The organism is Microbacterium sp. PI-1, assembly GCF_004337555.1.
GTDB lineage: Bacteria > Actinomycetota > Actinomycetes > Actinomycetales > Microbacteriaceae > Microbacterium > Microbacterium aurugineum.
The window spans coordinates 168,292-182,994 of record NZ_SJYZ01000004.1 but is presented as its reverse complement, the minus strand read 5'-3'; the positions used below and the strand labels follow the sequence as shown (position 1 = coordinate 182,994).

General features: G+C 68.7%; 13 protein-coding genes. 7 read left to right on the top strand and 6 right to left on the bottom strand.

Annotated features, from left to right (window positions below; genetic code table 11):
* From E0W80_RS06130 to E0W80_RS06105, 6 genes are all read right to left on the bottom strand, one after another.
* A partial coding sequence (locus E0W80_RS06130) for an iron ABC transporter permease (RefSeq protein WP_131491717.1) occupies positions 1 to 1,848 on the bottom strand: 1,848 nt, incomplete at its 3' end.
* 2 nt (positions 1,849 to 1,850) lie between these two features.
* Entirely contained in the window at positions 1,851 to 3,011 is a 1,161-nt protein-coding gene (locus E0W80_RS06125; RefSeq protein ID WP_165875406.1) for an ABC transporter substrate-binding protein, read from the bottom strand.
* Between the two features lie 59 nt (positions 3,012 to 3,070).
* Positions 3,071 to 4,195, bottom strand: coding sequence for an ABC transporter ATP-binding protein (locus tag E0W80_RS06120; protein WP_165875405.1), 1,125 nt, complete (start codon positions 4,193 to 4,195; stop codon positions 3,071 to 3,073).
* A gap of 56 nt (positions 4,196 to 4,251) precedes the next feature.
* Entirely contained in the window at positions 4,252 to 5,742 is a 1,491-nt protein-coding gene (locus E0W80_RS06115; protein ID WP_131491714.1) for a DHA2 family efflux MFS transporter permease subunit, read from the bottom strand.
* A gap of 111 nt (positions 5,743 to 5,853) precedes the next feature.
* Positions 5,854 to 7,467, bottom strand: coding sequence for a hypothetical protein (locus E0W80_RS06110; protein WP_131491713.1), 1,614 nt, complete (start codon positions 7,465 to 7,467; stop codon positions 5,854 to 5,856).
* 124 nt (positions 7,468 to 7,591) lie between these two features.
* On the bottom strand, positions 7,592 to 8,560 hold the full coding sequence (locus tag E0W80_RS06105) for a LysR substrate-binding domain-containing protein (RefSeq protein WP_131491712.1): 969 nt from the start codon (positions 8,558 to 8,560) through the stop codon (positions 7,592 to 7,594).
* A gap of 83 nt (positions 8,561 to 8,643) precedes the next feature.
* On the opposite strand from E0W80_RS06105, the gene E0W80_RS06100 reads away from it, so the two are divergent.
* The 7 genes from E0W80_RS06100 to E0W80_RS06070 are packed head-to-tail and all read left to right on the top strand — an operon-like array spanning position 8,644 to position 14,700.
* The gene (locus E0W80_RS06100; RefSeq protein WP_240740467.1) at positions 8,644 to 10,152 is read left to right on the top strand and encodes a 2-hydroxymuconic semialdehyde dehydrogenase; all 1,509 of its coding nucleotides are present in this window, start codon (positions 8,644 to 8,646) and stop codon (positions 10,150 to 10,152) included.
* Positions 10,149 to 10,967: a fumarylacetoacetate hydrolase family protein gene (locus E0W80_RS06095; RefSeq protein WP_131491711.1), complete on the top strand. Its 819-nt coding sequence runs from the start codon at positions 10,149 to 10,151 to the stop codon at positions 10,965 to 10,967. Before E0W80_RS06100 ends, E0W80_RS06095 begins: the two co-directional genes overlap by 4 nt.
* Complete coding sequence (locus E0W80_RS06090; RefSeq protein ID WP_131491710.1) at positions 10,964 to 11,902, top strand: acetaldehyde dehydrogenase (acetylating); 939 nt, start codon at positions 10,964 to 10,966, stop codon at positions 11,900 to 11,902. The genes E0W80_RS06095 and E0W80_RS06090 overlap by 4 nt, the downstream gene beginning before the upstream one ends.
* A complete protein-coding gene (dmpG, locus tag E0W80_RS06085) occupies positions 11,899 to 12,930 on the top strand; it encodes a 4-hydroxy-2-oxovalerate aldolase (RefSeq protein ID WP_131491709.1) in 1,032 nt (343 codons plus the stop codon). Before E0W80_RS06090 ends, dmpG begins: the two co-directional genes overlap by 4 nt.
* On the top strand, positions 12,927 to 13,730 hold the full coding sequence (locus tag E0W80_RS06080) for a fumarylacetoacetate hydrolase family protein (RefSeq protein WP_131491708.1): 804 nt from the start codon (positions 12,927 to 12,929) through the stop codon (positions 13,728 to 13,730). Before dmpG ends, E0W80_RS06080 begins: the two co-directional genes overlap by 4 nt.
* On the top strand, positions 13,727 to 14,179 hold the full coding sequence (locus tag E0W80_RS06075; protein WP_047523964.1) for a RidA family protein: 453 nt from the start codon (positions 13,727 to 13,729) through the stop codon (positions 14,177 to 14,179). The genes E0W80_RS06080 and E0W80_RS06075 overlap by 4 nt, the downstream gene beginning before the upstream one ends.
* Positions 14,176 to 14,700, top strand: coding sequence for a 3-hydroxyanthranilate 3,4-dioxygenase (locus E0W80_RS06070; protein WP_131491707.1), 525 nt, complete (start codon positions 14,176 to 14,178; stop codon positions 14,698 to 14,700). The genes E0W80_RS06075 and E0W80_RS06070 overlap by 4 nt, the downstream gene beginning before the upstream one ends.
* Positions 14,701 to 14,703 lie beyond the last annotated feature (3 nt).

The window sequence follows — 14,703 nt, the reverse complement described above, 5'->3', positions numbered from 1 at the left end:
CTGGACGGCCAGGGTTGCGGTCGCGGAATCCGCGGAGGGGGCCGGAGAGGTCGCGAGGTCGGGCAACCCCGCGGAGACCGCCTTGCGGCTCCGACCGATCGCGCGACGAGACAGCGCCCACTGCAGGCCGTATCCGATCGCGAACACCATCAGCGTGAAGATCAGCGCCATCGCGGCACCCTGATCCGGCGCATAGAGCTGTGCGGAGCGCGGGTTGATCATCGCGTAGATGTACATCGACAGCGGACGGGATGACGGGGTGGCCAGGAACGCGGGAAGCGTGAACTCGTTGGTGCCGAGGATGAACATCTGGATCCACACGGCCATCACGGTGGGCATCAGCAACGGAGCGATGATGCGGCGGAACCCCTCGAAGCGACTCGCCCCGCTGGTGAGCGCGGCCTCCTCCAGCTCGGGCCGGATCTGCAGGGTCGCACTGTACGACGAACGGTAGGCGATCGACACCCGATACGAGTAGGCGATCACCAGCGCCAGAAGGGTTCCCGCGATCGGGATGTAGGGGTTGATCACCATGAAGGTGAGGAACATCGCGAAGCCGGCGATGGTCGCGGGGATCGCGACCGACGACGAGGCGAACAGGTCCAGAGCCTTCACCCAGCCGGTCTTCTTGCTGCGAGCGATGCCGTAGGCGAGGACCGTGGCGAACACGACCGCGATCGTGGCGCTGCCGCCCGCGATGAGGACCGTGCGTCCCAGCGACACCCAGAACTCCGGATCCGCGAGCACCACCCCGAACGCACCGAAGTCGGTGCTGCCGAGCATCGCATCGATCGAGAACGCCACCGGATAGGGCGTGATCGCCGCCCACAGCAGGGCGAGCAGCGGGAGGATGCCCGTGAGCAGCACGAACACGGCGACCAGCAGCATGACCGGGATCTTCCACGGCCCCATCCGCATGGTCGACGGCCGGAAGCCCTTGCCCGAGACCGATGCCCTGCGCTCGGCGTTGCGGGTCGCGCGGAGATAGACCGCGAAGGCGATGGTGGTGATCACCAGGAACACGAGTCCCCACGCGGCGGCCAGGCCGTACTGCGGCAACTCACCCGCGTTGGAGCTGATGAGCGTCCAGAGCTTGAGGGCGAAGATGTTGCGCCCGGACTCCTGACCGAACAGCAGCGGAACCTCGAGACTGCCGAGGCCGAGGATGAAGGTGAGCACGGTCACCCCGAGCAGGCCCGGCCAGAGCATCGGCAGGGTCACCCGTCGCAGCGTCTGCGGCCAGGAGGCCCCGGACACCCGCGCGGACTCCTCGAGCGAGCCGTCCATGTTCGTCAGGATGGGCACGATCATCAGGTAGGGGAAGGTGACGTTCGTGAGCGCCTGGATGAAGATCATCGTCGGGAAGGCGTACGGATCGATCGGCACGTCGCTCGCGAACGGGAGCAACCGCAGCAGCTGGTTGAGCACCCCGGACTCGGGCGAGAGCATCAGCAGGTAGGCCTGTGCCTTCACGATCGGCGGGATGATGTACGGCACGATCACCAGCACCGAGATGAGGCGACGCCACGGCGCATCCGTGCGCACCGTGACCCAGGCGAGGCCGAAAGCCATCAGGAGCGTGAGGAGCGTCGAGCCGCCGACGAACGCGCCGGTCGCTCCGAGCACACCCCAGAAGTCCTCGCGCAGCTGCCACAGGGTGACGAAGTTCTCGACGCCCCATTTCGCCGACGAGACGCCGAAGGGCAGGAACGGACCACGGAACGCGGTGATCACCTGGACGATCAGCGGTACCGCGAGAAGGATGAAGATGACCGCGCCCGAGACGATCATCGCGATCGTCATCGTGGTGGGACGCTTTCGCCCCGTGGTCCGTCCTGCCTGGAACATCGTTATCCGTTCAGCGCCTTGTCGGCGGCGTTGATCATGGCCTGCCAGTCGTCACGAGTGGCCTGCGTCTCGGTCTCGGCCCCGTTCTCGAGGCCGAGCAGCAGTGCGTCGGAGTTCGTCTTCATGAGCCCGGTGGCCTCGGCGAACGTCGCAGCGGGAAGCCCGGCGAACGGCACCTGGGTGCTGGCGAAGCGCTCGTCCGTCATGCGGAGCTCGATCCAGTCCGGGTCGAACGCGTTCCACAGGGTCCACAGCGCCGCGCCCGGCTTGTTCTTGGCGTCGGAGTTCACACCGGAGAACTGCGCCCAGACGCCGGCGTGCTCGAACGGCGAGACCTGGAGCGCCGGATTCGGGTTGAAGAGGGTCTGGTTGAGGGCGATCGGCACGTCACCGCTCGACAGCGGAGCGCCCTGATCCTCGAGCAGCTTCAGGTTGCCGGACGACATGAGGTCTCCGATCAGGGCGACCATCTTGTCCTCCCCCTCGGCCATCCCGTATCCGGCGAAGACCACCGCGTTGTAGCCGGCGACCGACACCTTGTCCTTGTACTCGGGGTCGAGGAGACCGTCGAGCGTCTCGGGCACCGACTCGACCTTCTCGGTGTTGTACTGCATGAGGGTGCCGTTGATGCTGTCGGGCATGAGCTCGGGCGCACCGATGGTCAGGTACTCCGCGGGGACGCCGAAGCTCTCCCAGTCGACCTTCTCCCAGAACCCCTCGTCGTACATGGCTGCCATCGAGGTGATCGAACCGGACACCACGTCGGTGTTGCGGGCACCGGTGGCCTTGGCCGAGATGATCGCCGAGGACAGGTTGTAGGTCAGACCCCGGGTCTCGACCTTGATGTCGGGGAAGCGCTCGTTGAACTGCGCGATCACCTCGGGCGCCAGCTCGTACCAGTCCCAGATGACCAGCGTGCCGCCATCGGCCTTCTTCGCCTCTTCGTAGAGGGTGTCGAGCTGCTTGTCGATCTCCGGCCAGTAGTCGTCGTAGAAGTTCTCGCAGCGCGTGATCGCGCCGATCTCGACGGCGTCGCAGACGGCCTCGGCGGCGTCGCCCTTCAGGGCGCTGTCGCCCCCGGTGGCTTCGCTCGGCGTGCTGCATCCACTCAGCGCGAGTGCGAAGACCGCCACGACGGCGGTCGCTCCCAGTGTTCTCTTCATGATCTGAATGTCCTCTCTGACATCAGGAATGTGATCTACGGGTGTGGTGCGGGGTTGCGTCATGCAGCCAGCACGCGGCAGGCGTGCGGGACGAGTTCGAGGAAGACCCTGCCGCCCTCGGGGGGTGTCGCCAGCGGTGCTCCGCGGCCGACGATGGTGCCGACGGACTCGCCCTCGGCGAGCACTTCGGCCTCGTACTCGACGATCTCGCCGAGGAACTCCACCCGCACGATGCGGACGGGAACGACGTTGGGACGGTCGGCGTCGGTCTCGTGCCAGCGCACGGTTTCGGGGCGGAAGGTCAACGTGACCTCGTCGCCCGCCGAGACCTCGTCCGGCACGGGCGTGCGCAGCCGGGTCCCGAAGGCCTCCACCACCGCGTCACCCGCGCCGTCGCGATCGATCACGAGGGCGGGGATCATGTTCGCGCGACCGACGAAGTCCGCCACGAAGCGGTCGGCCGGCTGATCGTAGAGCTCCCGAGGGGAAGCCTCCTGCACGATGCGCCCGCCGTTCATGACGGCGACGCGGTCCGACATCGACAGCGCCTCGGACTGATCGTGCGTGACGTAGAGCGCGCTGATCCCGAGGGTGCGCTGCAGACTGCGCAACTCATTGCGCATGGTGTCGCGCAGCTTCGCGTCGAGGTTGGACAGCGGCTCGTCGAGCAGCAGCAACCGCGGCCGGTGGGCCAGCGCCCGTGCGAGAGCGAGGCGCTGCTGCTGGCCGCCCGACAGTGCGGTGGCCGGACGCTGGGCGAGGTGATCGAGCTGCACGAGCTCGAGTGACTCCATCGCCCGCTTGCGCGCCTCCTGCTTGGGAAGACGGGAGCCGGCCACCTGGAGCGGGAAGATCGCATTGGCGAACACGGTCATGTGCGGCCAGATCGCGTAGTTCTGGAACACCATCCCGATGTCGCGCTTGTCGGGCGACACGTGCGCGGTGCCGGTGGAGAGCACCTCGCCGTCGAGCGAGATGACCCCGCCGTTGCTCCGCTCGAGCCCGGCGACACAGCGAAGCGTGGTCGTCTTGCCGCATCCCGACGGGCCGAGGAGGGAGTAGAACATCCCGGGCTCGATCGTGAACGTGACGTCCTTGACCACGGGAACGGCGGCACCGTCGAGCTCGTAGTCCTTCTTGAGGGCGTCGACGACGAGTCTTCCGCCTCCGGATTTCGCGGTCATCGGAACCCTCTCGTCGTTCTTCATTCTGGATTTTGGATCCACTGCGATCGCCACCATCATCGTCCCTCTCTCACGACGGATTCCACTGTCTGGGGGGCTGCCGGCGCACCCCACGGCCGCGGCTTCTCGAAGAGCACCACGACGATCGCGCACACCGCGAAAGCGACGGCCGACAACAGCAGCGACTGCGACATGGCCGTGGCCAGCCCGCTGCCGTCCTCCGCCGACAGGTCGCTGCCGGGGTGGATCGCCCCCGGCACGAAGCCCGAGATATGCAGGGCGAGCGTCGCGTTCATCAGGACGGCCAGCAACGCCGACCCGATCACGGAGCCCATCTGCCTGGTCGTGGAGTACACACCCGATCCCGCTCCGGCCTGCGTGTGCGGAAGGTTGCGGGTGGCCGTCGACGCCAGAGGTCCGAACATCCCCGAGACACCGATCCCCAACAGGGCGGACGGGAGCAGCAGGAGCCAGAACGGGGCATCGAGCGTCATCGTCGCCGCGTACCAGACCATGGCCGCAGCCGAGACGACGAAAGCCGCGAACGTCACCCAGCGCGGCCCGACCCGGTCGCTCAGCTTGCCGACGAACGGGCCGAGCACCCCCGAGACGACGGCCATCGGCGCGAGCATGAGTGCGGCGAGCGTGGGGTCGAGACCCCGGCCGACCTGGAAGTAGAAGGCGAGCGGCACCGGCATCGCCGTGATACCGACCCCCACCAGGAAGATCGTGGCGTTCGCGACCGAGAAGTTGCGGTCACGGAACAGCGCGAGCGGCATGAGCGGTTCGGCGCGATTGACGCGCTGCCAGACGACGAAGAGCACGAGCAGTACGACCCCGGAGATGATCAGGCTCCACACCGTGATCGGTCCGAGGATCACACCCCAGTCGTAGACCTCACCCTCCTGGATGCCGAACACGAGAAGGAAGAGACCGACGCCGGACAGCGTGACGCCGAGCCAGTCGAACCGATGCGGGTGTCCTTCCAGGTTCGGCACCAGACGCCAGGCGACGAGGAAGGCGACGATCCCGACGGGCACGTTCACGAAGAAGATCCACTCCCAGCCCACCGTGTCGGTGAGCACGCCGCCGAGGATCGGACCGACGAGCGTCGCGAGCCCCCCGACCGCGCCCCAGGCACCCATCGCCTGACCGCGTCCGCGCGGAGGGAAGACCCGCGCGATGATCGCCATGGTCTGCGGCGTCATCAGCGCCGCACCGAAACCCTGCACCGCCCTGGCCGCGATCAGCATGCCGATGCTGTCGGCCAGGCCGCACGCGAGCGAAGCGAGGGTGAACACCACGAGACCGATGAGGTAGACGCGCTTGGGCCCGAAGCGATCGCCGAGCCTGCCGGTGATCAGCAGCGGGACGGCGTAGGCGAGGAGGTAGGCGCTGGTCACCCAGATGACCGTGGTCAGGTCGGCGTCGAAGGCCGCGAGGATGACCGGGTTGGCGATCGCCACGATCGTCGTGTCGACGAGGATCATGAAGAAGCCGATGCACAGCGCCCACAGGGCCGGCCAGGGCCTGACTGTCTGAGTCATGGATCACTTTCGGGAGGGATCGTCGCGGAAGGTACGGGAGCGGGGATTCGGCGTCCGCCCTGCAAGCCCCTTATGTGCAGGGCGGGCGCCGAAGTTCCGGGGTGCCGGGTGTCAGCCGTCGGCGGTGGGGATGCCGATGACGGGCTCGCCCAGCAGCGGGGTCGAGACCGCGTAGATGCCGTGATTGGCGAAGAGCCAGATCAGGTTCCGGTCCCACTCGACGAAGATCCCGTGCACGGGGGCGGCGAGGTCATCGTCGTCCTTCAAACCCATCGGAGGCACGAAGTAGGCGCCGACCTGCGGGTTATCGGGATCGCGCACGTCGAAGATCTGCAGCCCCGCGGCGTAGAACGCGTAGGGGACGACTCCGCCGTGCGGGGTTCCGGTGTTCGTGAAGTACCCCGATCGCTTCGGGCCGAACGAGCCGCGGCGCTGTGCCCAGTCCGTGAACGCGGCCTCTGCCGGCGGCGTCGGGCGGGGCAGAGTGCGCACCACCCGCGGGTTCGTCGGGTCCGACACATCGATCTGGTAGATCTCCTTGGCCGGCTCGTAGCAGTCGGTGTTCATCGGGTAGCCCGAGACGTACACGTACCCGGTCTCCTCGACCTGGGTGGTGTCGACGTTGTCGCCTTCGGTCCCGGCGACGCTCGTGGGCAGCGGGCACCATCCGACGTGATGGATGTTCGTCGGATCGGAGACGTCGAGGACGAAGAAGCCCTGACCCCCCTGCGCGGCGTAGGCGTAGCGATAGCCCGACTCCACGGAGCGGGGCATGAAGACGCCCATGCGAGAGCCGAACCAGCTCGTCTTGTTGTTCCAGCGGTCGTTGTCGGCGAGGTACTCGGAGTCGGCCTCCTCGCCGGCGCGGGATCCGGGCACCCACCAGGTCGAGAGCAGTTCGGGCTTCGCGGGGTCGGAGACGTCGTACGCTGCATGCCCCGCCGTCCACAGCGTGGTCTTGTACGGCTGGTTGGTGAACGTGTTGTCGGGCGCGGTCGCCACGAAGAGGTACTTGTCGCCGTAGTAGACCGGCAGATCGAGGACGCCGTTGCCCTCCTGGATCTCGTCCGGCCCGTGGTTCGGATCGGTCGAGACCTCGGTCAGGAGCGTCCACTCCCGCGGGCTGGGTCCGTTCATCTCCCAGGTGCGGAAGCCGCGCAGGCCCTCCCACTCCTTCAACTGGCCCTCGACGGTGTCGTCGATCCACTTGTTGGCGACCCGCCCCTTGAGGAAGTACCGCGGGGTCTCGCTCGCCTGGATGGCGATGTGCTTCCCGAGCTTCTCGTTCCACTGCACCGTCGTCGCACCGAACTGCGGACGCGGATCATCCCACCCCCACTGCTCCTCGTCGACGATCGTGAGGTCGCGCGGGTCGGTGATGTCGTACAGCTTCCAGTGGTTGCCACCGCCGTAGTGCAGCATGAGGCGTCGGCCATCCCAGTCGTAGATGCACTGCCAGGAGTGGCTCGTGTTCACGACGATCGGGTAGAACGCCTCGGCGGTCGCGTTGAACGTGTACGTCTCGGGGTCGCGATAGTCGAGCTGACCGGGCCAGTCGACGAACACGTCACGCGGGACGGACGGCGTGTGCGCCGGCGGCAGAAAGGTCCCGTCCGGCTGCATACCCCAGGTCGAGGGGTCGGGATCGGCCGGTTCCCCCGCGACCCGGCGGAAATCCTCCGGGCGGTACTTCTTCGCGTCGGGCACGTAGGGAGAGCCGGCCATGTCGCCTCCATTGGCTGAATCGGGTGAGATCGTCACGACGTCGTGTCGTCCTCCTCAGATTCACCCTGGAGAAGCGATGCTGTCCAATATCCATACGGGTCAGAGCTATGACCATTCGGGCATATCAGCCGATCGGTCGGGACTCCGTCAGGGCGTACTCGCGCTCGAACTCGGCAAGCCGCGCGCCCTCTTCGCGCAGATGACTCAGAAGCGCGGACGCCGCCGGCGACGGTGCCCGATCCTTCGGCAGCGTCACTCCCACCGATCGACGGATCGAGCTCAGGGGGGTGGGCAGGATCCGCAGCTCGCGGTCGTCGACGGCGATGAACATCGGCAGCGCCGCGATCACGTCGGTCGAGATCAGCAGAGTCCGCAACGTCAGCATCGACGTGCACTCCACCCGGTCGGGCGGCAGCGGCAGCCCTTCATGGAAGAACACCGCTTCGAGCTCGGCGCGCAGCGCGGTCTGAGCGACCGGGAAGATCCAGGGGTACGCGAGCAGCTCGGCGAGCGAGTTCGCCTTGACACCGCCGAGCACGGGATGCCCCGCGCGAGCGACCAGACGTATCGGCTCCTGGTGCAGCCGCTCCTGCTCGAGACGGACCGGGACCGTCGGCGAGAGCCGTCCGACCGTGAGATCGAGGTCACCTGCGAGGAGAAGCTGCTGCAGGGTGTCGGGCGTCCCTTCGCGCACGACCACCGTCAACCGCGGATGCTCGACCTTCAGCGCGGCGATGGCGCGCGGCAGCAGCAGGTTCGATCCGGCGAGATGCGTGCCGACCGTGACGGTGCCGAGCTGACCGGACTGCAGCAGCCGCACCTCTTCGCCCGCGGCGCGCAGCTCGGCGAGCACCGACCGGGCGCGCTCGATGAACGAGTCGCCGTACGGGGTCGGCTTCACGCCCCGGGGCATCCGCTCGAACAGGGGCACGCCGAGAACCTCCTCGACCTCACGGAGCCCTCGGGTGACCACGGGCTGCGTGATGTGCAGCGACTCGGCGGCGCGCACCAGGGTGCCCTCGTCGGCGATGGCGGTGACGAGGACGAGGTGGCGGATCTTGACCCGTCCGTCGAGCAGTCGATCGGTGACCATGATCGGGACTATAGCCGTACGGGCATGGCAGTGCATCAAGAGAGTATTTGTCGGCATCCCTCGAACCTTCCTAGCCTGAGCCCATGCCTTTCGAGACGATGACGCCTCCCCTCCGTGCTGCGGAGCAGGGCCAGGCGCCCCGCGCGATCCACAACATGATCGCCGGCGAGCGCGTGGAGGGAATCGCCACCTTCACCAAGATCAGTCCGGTCGACGGTTCGATCGTCGCCGAGGTGCACGAGGCCGGCACCGAACAGGTCGATCGTGCGGTGGCGGCCGCCCGTGCCGCGTTCGACGGCCCCTGGGGGCGGATGACCGTCGCCGAGCGCGCCCGCCTGCTGCGCGGAGTGGCTGACGCCATCGACCGCCGCGCCGACGAACTCGTCTCGGCCGAAGTGGGCGACACCGGCAAGCCCGAGACCCTGGCCCGCGACCTCGACGTGGCCCGGGCCGCCGCGAACTTCCGATCGTTCGCCGACACGGTCTCGACCGCCGGGCTCGACTCGTTCCTCACCGAGCTGCCCGACGGCCGCCGCGCCCTGAACTACGCGGTGCGCAAGCCGCTGGGCGTCGTCGCGGTGATCGTGCCCTGGAACCTGCCGCTGCTCCTGCTCACGTGGAAGCTCGCACCCGCTCTCGCCACCGGGAACACCGTCGTCATCAAGCCCTCGGAGGAGACGCCCTCCTCCGCGACCCTGCTCGCCGAGATCCTGGCGGAAGCGGGGATCCCCGCCGGGGTGGTGAACGTGGTGCACGGCTTCGGCGCCGACTCCGCCGGCGAGGCGCTCACGACGCACCCGGGCATCGACGGCGTCACCTTCACCGGCGAATCTTCCACCGGATCCGCGATCATGCGGGCCGTGGCGCCGCGCGTGCGCCCCGTCTCGTTCGAGCTCGGCGGCAAGAACGCCGCGCTCGTGTTCGCCGATGCCGATCTCGACGCGGCCGTCGCCGGGCTCGCCCGCTCCACTTATCTCAACACCGGCCAGGTGTGCCTGTGCACCGAACGCATCTACGTGCAGCGCGCGGTCTTCGACGACGTGGCAGCCGGACTCGCCGAGCACGCCGCCCGCCTGCGCCTGGGCCGTCCGGAGCAGCCGGCCACGACCACCGGGCCCCTCATCTCGCAGGCCCACCGCGACAAGGTCCTGTCGTACTTCGACCTCGCCGTCGCCGAGGGCGCGACCGTGCTCGCGGGCGGGGGCATCCCCACGCTCGGCGATGGACTCGACGGCGGATCGTGGATCGAGCCGACGCTGTGGACCGGCCTCGACAACAGCCACCGCACCGTACGCGAAGAGGTGTTCGGCCCGGTCGCCGCCCTCATCCCGTTCGACACCGAGGAGGAAGCGATCGCGCTGGCTAACGACACGGACTACGGACTGGCCGCCGTCACCTGGACGACCGACCTCACCCGCGGACACCGCGTCGCGCAGCAGATGCGCACCGGCATGTCGTGGGTCAACACCTGGTACCTGCGCGACCTGCGCAGCCCCTTCGGCGGGGTCGGGCTCTCCGGCATCGGCCGAGAGGGCGGCCACCACTCGCTCGAGTTCTACACCGAGCCGACGAACGTGTGCGTGCAGCTGTGAGCACCGAGCACGACGTCGACGCCGTCCGCGCCGCCGACGAGCGGTTGCGGCGGGCCGCCGAGGCCGGACAGCCGTGCGCACCGGTGCGTGACCTGCTCGGCGAGACGGATCAGGATGCCGCGTACGCGGTCCAGTCGTCCGGCATCGCCCGGCGGCTCAAGGAGGGACGACGCCTCGTCGGTCGCAAGATCGGGCTGACCTCCCCCGCCGTGCAGACGCAGCTCGGCGTCGACAGCCCCGACTACGGCGTGCTGCTCGACGACATGATCTTCGCCGACCGCGAGCCGATCGACCTCGCGCGCTTCCTGCAGCCGCGCGCCGAGGCCGAGGTCGCCTTCGTGCTCGGCCGCGACCTGGACTCCCCCACGACGCACGTCGCCGATGTCATCCGGGCCACGGAGTTCGTGCTGCCCGCGATCGAGGTCGTCGACTCCCGCGTGGCCGACTGGGACATCCGCATCACCGACACCATCGCCGACAACGCGTCGAGCGGGGCGGTCGTGCTCGGTACGACGCCCCGGCGCCTCGACGGGTTCGACCTCACAACGCTCGGCATGACCCTTGACCGTGAGGGCCGCCCGGTCTCGACCGGATCCGGTGCCGCGTGCCTCGGGAGTCCTGTCATCGCGGTCGCCTGGCTCGCGCGTGAGGTCGCCCGGCGCGGACAGCCGCTGCGCACGGGCGAAGTGATCCTCTCCGGCGCGCTCGGCCCGATGGTCGACGCGACCGCCGGGGTGTTCCGCGCGCGCCTCGAAGGACTCGGCGACGTCCGAGCAGACTTCTTCGGCACCGTATCGGAAAGGGCTGCAGCATGACCATCGGCATTGCCATCATCGGCTCGGGCAACATCGGCACCGATCTGCTCATCAAGGTGAAGCGGCTCTCGACGACCCTCCACGTGGTCGCGATGGCGGGCATCGACGAGCGCTCGGACGGCCTGGCCCGCGCACGTCGACTCGGTGTCGCCACCACCCATGACGGGGTGGACGGGCTCATCGCGATGCCGGAGTTCGCCGACGTCGAGCTGGTGTTCGACGCGACTTCGGCGGGAGCCCATGCCCGCAACGACGCGCTCGTGCGCAACGCCGGACGCCTCATGGTCGACCTGACCCCCGCCGCCGTCGGGCCGTACGTCGTACCGGTCGTGAATCTCGACGCCCACCTCAGTGCGACCAACGTGAACATGGTCACCTGCGGCGGCCAGGCCACTGTGCCGATGGTGGCCGCCGTGTCACGCGTCGCCCCGGTGGCCTACGCCGAGATCGTGGCCTCGATCGCCTCGAAGTCAGCCGGCCCCGGCACCAGGGCCAACATCGACGAGTTCACCGAGACCACTGCCCGCGCGCTCGAGGTGATCGGCGGCGCCGAGCACGGCAAGGCCATCATCGTGCTCAACCCCGCCGACCCGCCCCTCATCATGCGCGACACGGTGTTCTGCCTGGTCGAGGGCGACCCCGCCACGCTGGATCGCGATGCCGTGAGCGCCTCGGTCGATGCCATGGTCGCCGACGTGCAGGCCTATGTCGGGGGCTATCGCCTCAAGCAACAGGTGCAGTTCGACGCGGTCGACGAGGCGTACGTGCCGGCTCTCGACCGTCCGTTCCGAGGAACCCGCGTGACCGTCCTGCTGGAGGTGGCGGGCGCCGGCCACTATCTTCCGGAGTACGCGGGCAATCTCGACATCATGACCTCGGCCGCCCTGCGCACGGCCGAGCGACTCGTCGCCGAACGGACAGGGGTTCCCGCATGACCACCACTCCCCGCGTGTACGTGCAGGACGTCACCCTCCGCGACGGCATGCACGCGATCGGCCACGGCTACACGACCGATCAGGTGCAGGGCATCGCCCGCGCTCTCGAAGCGGCGGGAGTGGATGCCATCGAGGTCGCCCACGGCGATGGTCTCGGAGGGTCGAGCGTCGCCTACGGACAGGGCGCGCACACCGACTGGCAGTGGATCGAAGCGGCGGCCGGGGTGCTCGACCGTGCCGTCCTGACCACCCTGATCCTGCCCGGCATCGGCACGATCGACGACCTCGCCCGCGCCCGTGATCTCGGTGTCGCGAGCGTACGGGTGGCGACGCACTGCACCGAGGCCGACGTCGCCATCCAGCACATCACCTGGGCACGCGAGCACGGCATGGACGTCTCCGGATTCCTGATGATGAGCCACCTCAACGACCCGCGCGGCCTCGCCGAGCAGGCGGCGATCATGGAGGCCGCGGGCGCGACCTGCGTGTACGTGACCGACTCCGGCGGGCGCCTCACGATGCGCGACGTCTCCGACCGCGTCGACGCCTACCGCGAGGTCCTCGACCCCGGCACGCAGATCGGCATCCACGCCCACGAGAACCTCTCGCTGAGCGTGGCCAACAGCGTCACGGCCGTCGAGCATGGCGTGTACCGCGTCGACGCCTCGCTCGCCGGGCAAGGGGCGGGCGCGGGGAACTGCCCGATCGAGGCGTTCATCGCGGTGGCCGACCTGCTCGGCTGGGAGCACGGCTGCGACCTGTTCTCGCTGCAGGATGCGGCGGAGGAGCTCGTGCGGCCGCTGCAGCGCCGACCCGTCCGTGTCGACCGCGAAACCCTCACGCTCGGCTACGCGGGCGTGTACTCGAGCTTCCTGCTGCACGCCGAGCGCGCGGCCGAGAAGCACGGCCTCGACGCCCGCGACATCCTCGTGGAGTTGGGTCGCCGCCGCATGGTGGGCGGCCAGGAGGACATGATCGTGGACGTCGCCCTCGACCTCGTCGCCGCGCGGACGGGGGTGACCGCATGACCGCCGATGCCGTTTTCGCCGCCGCGCTCGACACCGCTCAGCGCACCGCGACCTCGATCGCTCAGCTCTCCTCCGAGGAGGAGGTCGGTCTCGACACCGCCTACGCCACACAGCACGCGCTGATCGCCCGCCGCCTCGCCCGCGGCGAGCGCATCGCCGGCCTCAAACTGGGCTTCACGAGTCAGGCGAAGGCCCAGCAGATGGGCGTGCATGATGTGATCCTCGGCACTCTGACCGATGCCATGCGCCTCGACGACGACGCCGTCTTCGACCGTCGATCCGCGATCCACCCGCGCATCGAACCCGAGGTCGCGTATCTCCTGGCGACCGACATCGACGGCTCCGCCCCCGGGCGCCCGCTGTCCGACCTCATCGCGGCGGTCGCTCCCGCCCTGGAGATCATCGACTCGCGGTACCGGGACTTCCGCTTCAGCCTCGCCGATGTCGTGGCCGACAACACGTCCGCCGCCGCGTACGCGACCGGTCCCTGGACTCCCTTCGACCGCGCCGGCGACCTCGACAACAGAGCGGTGCTGCTCGAGGTCGACGGTCGGGTCAGCGCCACGGGTTCGACGGCCGCCATCCTGGGCGACCCGGCGCGCGCCGTCGCCGCGGCCGCACGACTCGCCGCGCGGTACGGGTTCGCACTGCGTGCCGGCATGGTGCTGCTCGCCGGAGCCGCGACCGCCGCCGTCCCCCTGCCCGACCGCGGCGTCGTCGAGGCGTCCATCGCCGGACTCGGGCGCGTCGGCGTCCGCACGCACGAGGGATCCGACGAGCCCGAGGAGGGAGCACGATGACCGATTCACGAGGGATCCTCGTCGAGGGCAAGGCGACGCCCCGAGGGCGCTTTCCGCACGCGAAGGTCTCCGGTGACCTCGTGTTCGTCTCCGGGACGTCGAGCCGGCGCCCCGACAACACGATCGCCGGTGCGGAGGTCGACGAGCTCGGCGCCACGCGTCTCGACATCGCGGTGCAGACCCGCGCCGTCATCGAGAACATCCGCGCGGTGCTCGCCGCCGCCGGGTGCGACCTCGGCGATCTGGTCCAGGCGACCACCTTCCTCGTCGACATGAACGACTTCGCCGCGTACAACGCCGTCTGGGCCGAGTACTTCGACGAGCAGGGCCCGGCCCGCACCACGGTCGCCGTGCACGCCCTGCCCCATCCGCACCTGCGCATCGAGATCCAGGCGATCGCGCGCCGGCCCGACCCCATCACCGCTGCCACTCTCGAGGAGGAGAAATGAGCACCATCCCACCCGTCATCGATTTCCCCGCATGGATCAAGGAGAACGAGCATCTCCTGAAGCCACCGGTCAACAACAAGGCCGCCTGGGCACCGATGGGCGACTTCATCGTGCAGGTCGTCGGCGGACCCAACCAGCGCACGGACTTCCACTTCGACCCCTATGAGGAGTGGTTCTACCAGTACCGCGGCAACATGCACGTCAACATCCAGACGCCGGACGGTCTGCAGCGCATCGACATCCGCGAGGGCGAGATGTGGCTGCTGCCGGGCAACGTCTTCCACTCTCCGCAGCGCCCCGAAGAGGGCTCCATCGGCATCGTGATCGAGCGCATCCGCGAAGAGGGCACGCTCGAGAAGTTCGCCTGGTTCTGCCCGAACTGCAACGCCAAGGTACACGAGGTCGAGCTGCAGGTGCGCGACATCGTCGAGGACCTGCCGCCGGTGTTCCGTGACTTCTACGAGAGCGAAGAGGGGCGTACCTGCCCGCAGTGCGGAACCGTCCACCCCGGCAAGGGCTGAAGC

Excerpts from the sequence above, each read along its gene's own strand:
- E0W80_RS06125 (WP_165875406.1), bottom strand. The coding sequence starts at position 3,011 with ATGAAGAGAACACTGGGAGCGACCGCCGTCGTGGCGGTCTTCGCACTC.
- E0W80_RS06120 (WP_165875405.1), bottom strand. The coding sequence starts at position 4,195 with ATGACCGCGAAATCCGGAGGCGGAAGACTCGTCGTCGACGCCCTCAAG.
- E0W80_RS06115 (WP_131491714.1), bottom strand. The coding sequence starts at position 5,742 with ATGACTCAGACAGTCAGGCCCTGGCCGGCCCTGTGGGCGCTGTGCATC.
- E0W80_RS06110 (WP_131491713.1), bottom strand. The coding sequence starts at position 7,467 with ATGGCCGGCTCTCCCTACGTGCCCGACGCGAAGAAGTACCGCCCGGAG.
- E0W80_RS06105 (WP_131491712.1), bottom strand. The coding sequence starts at position 8,560 with ATGGTCACCGATCGACTGCTCGACGGACGGGTCAAGATCCGCCACCTC.
- E0W80_RS06100 (WP_240740467.1), top strand. The coding sequence starts at position 8,644 with ATGCCTTTCGAGACGATGACGCCTCCCCTCCGTGCTGCGGAGCAGGGC.
- E0W80_RS06090 (WP_131491710.1), top strand. The coding sequence starts at position 10,964 with ATGACCATCGGCATTGCCATCATCGGCTCGGGCAACATCGGCACCGAT.
- dmpG (WP_131491709.1), top strand. The coding sequence starts at position 11,899 with ATGACCACCACTCCCCGCGTGTACGTGCAGGACGTCACCCTCCGCGAC.
- E0W80_RS06080 (WP_131491708.1), top strand. The coding sequence starts at position 12,927 with ATGACCGCCGATGCCGTTTTCGCCGCCGCGCTCGACACCGCTCAGCGC.
- E0W80_RS06075 (WP_047523964.1), top strand. The coding sequence starts at position 13,727 with ATGACCGATTCACGAGGGATCCTCGTCGAGGGCAAGGCGACGCCCCGA.
- E0W80_RS06070 (WP_131491707.1), top strand. The coding sequence starts at position 14,176 with ATGAGCACCATCCCACCCGTCATCGATTTCCCCGCATGGATCAAGGAG.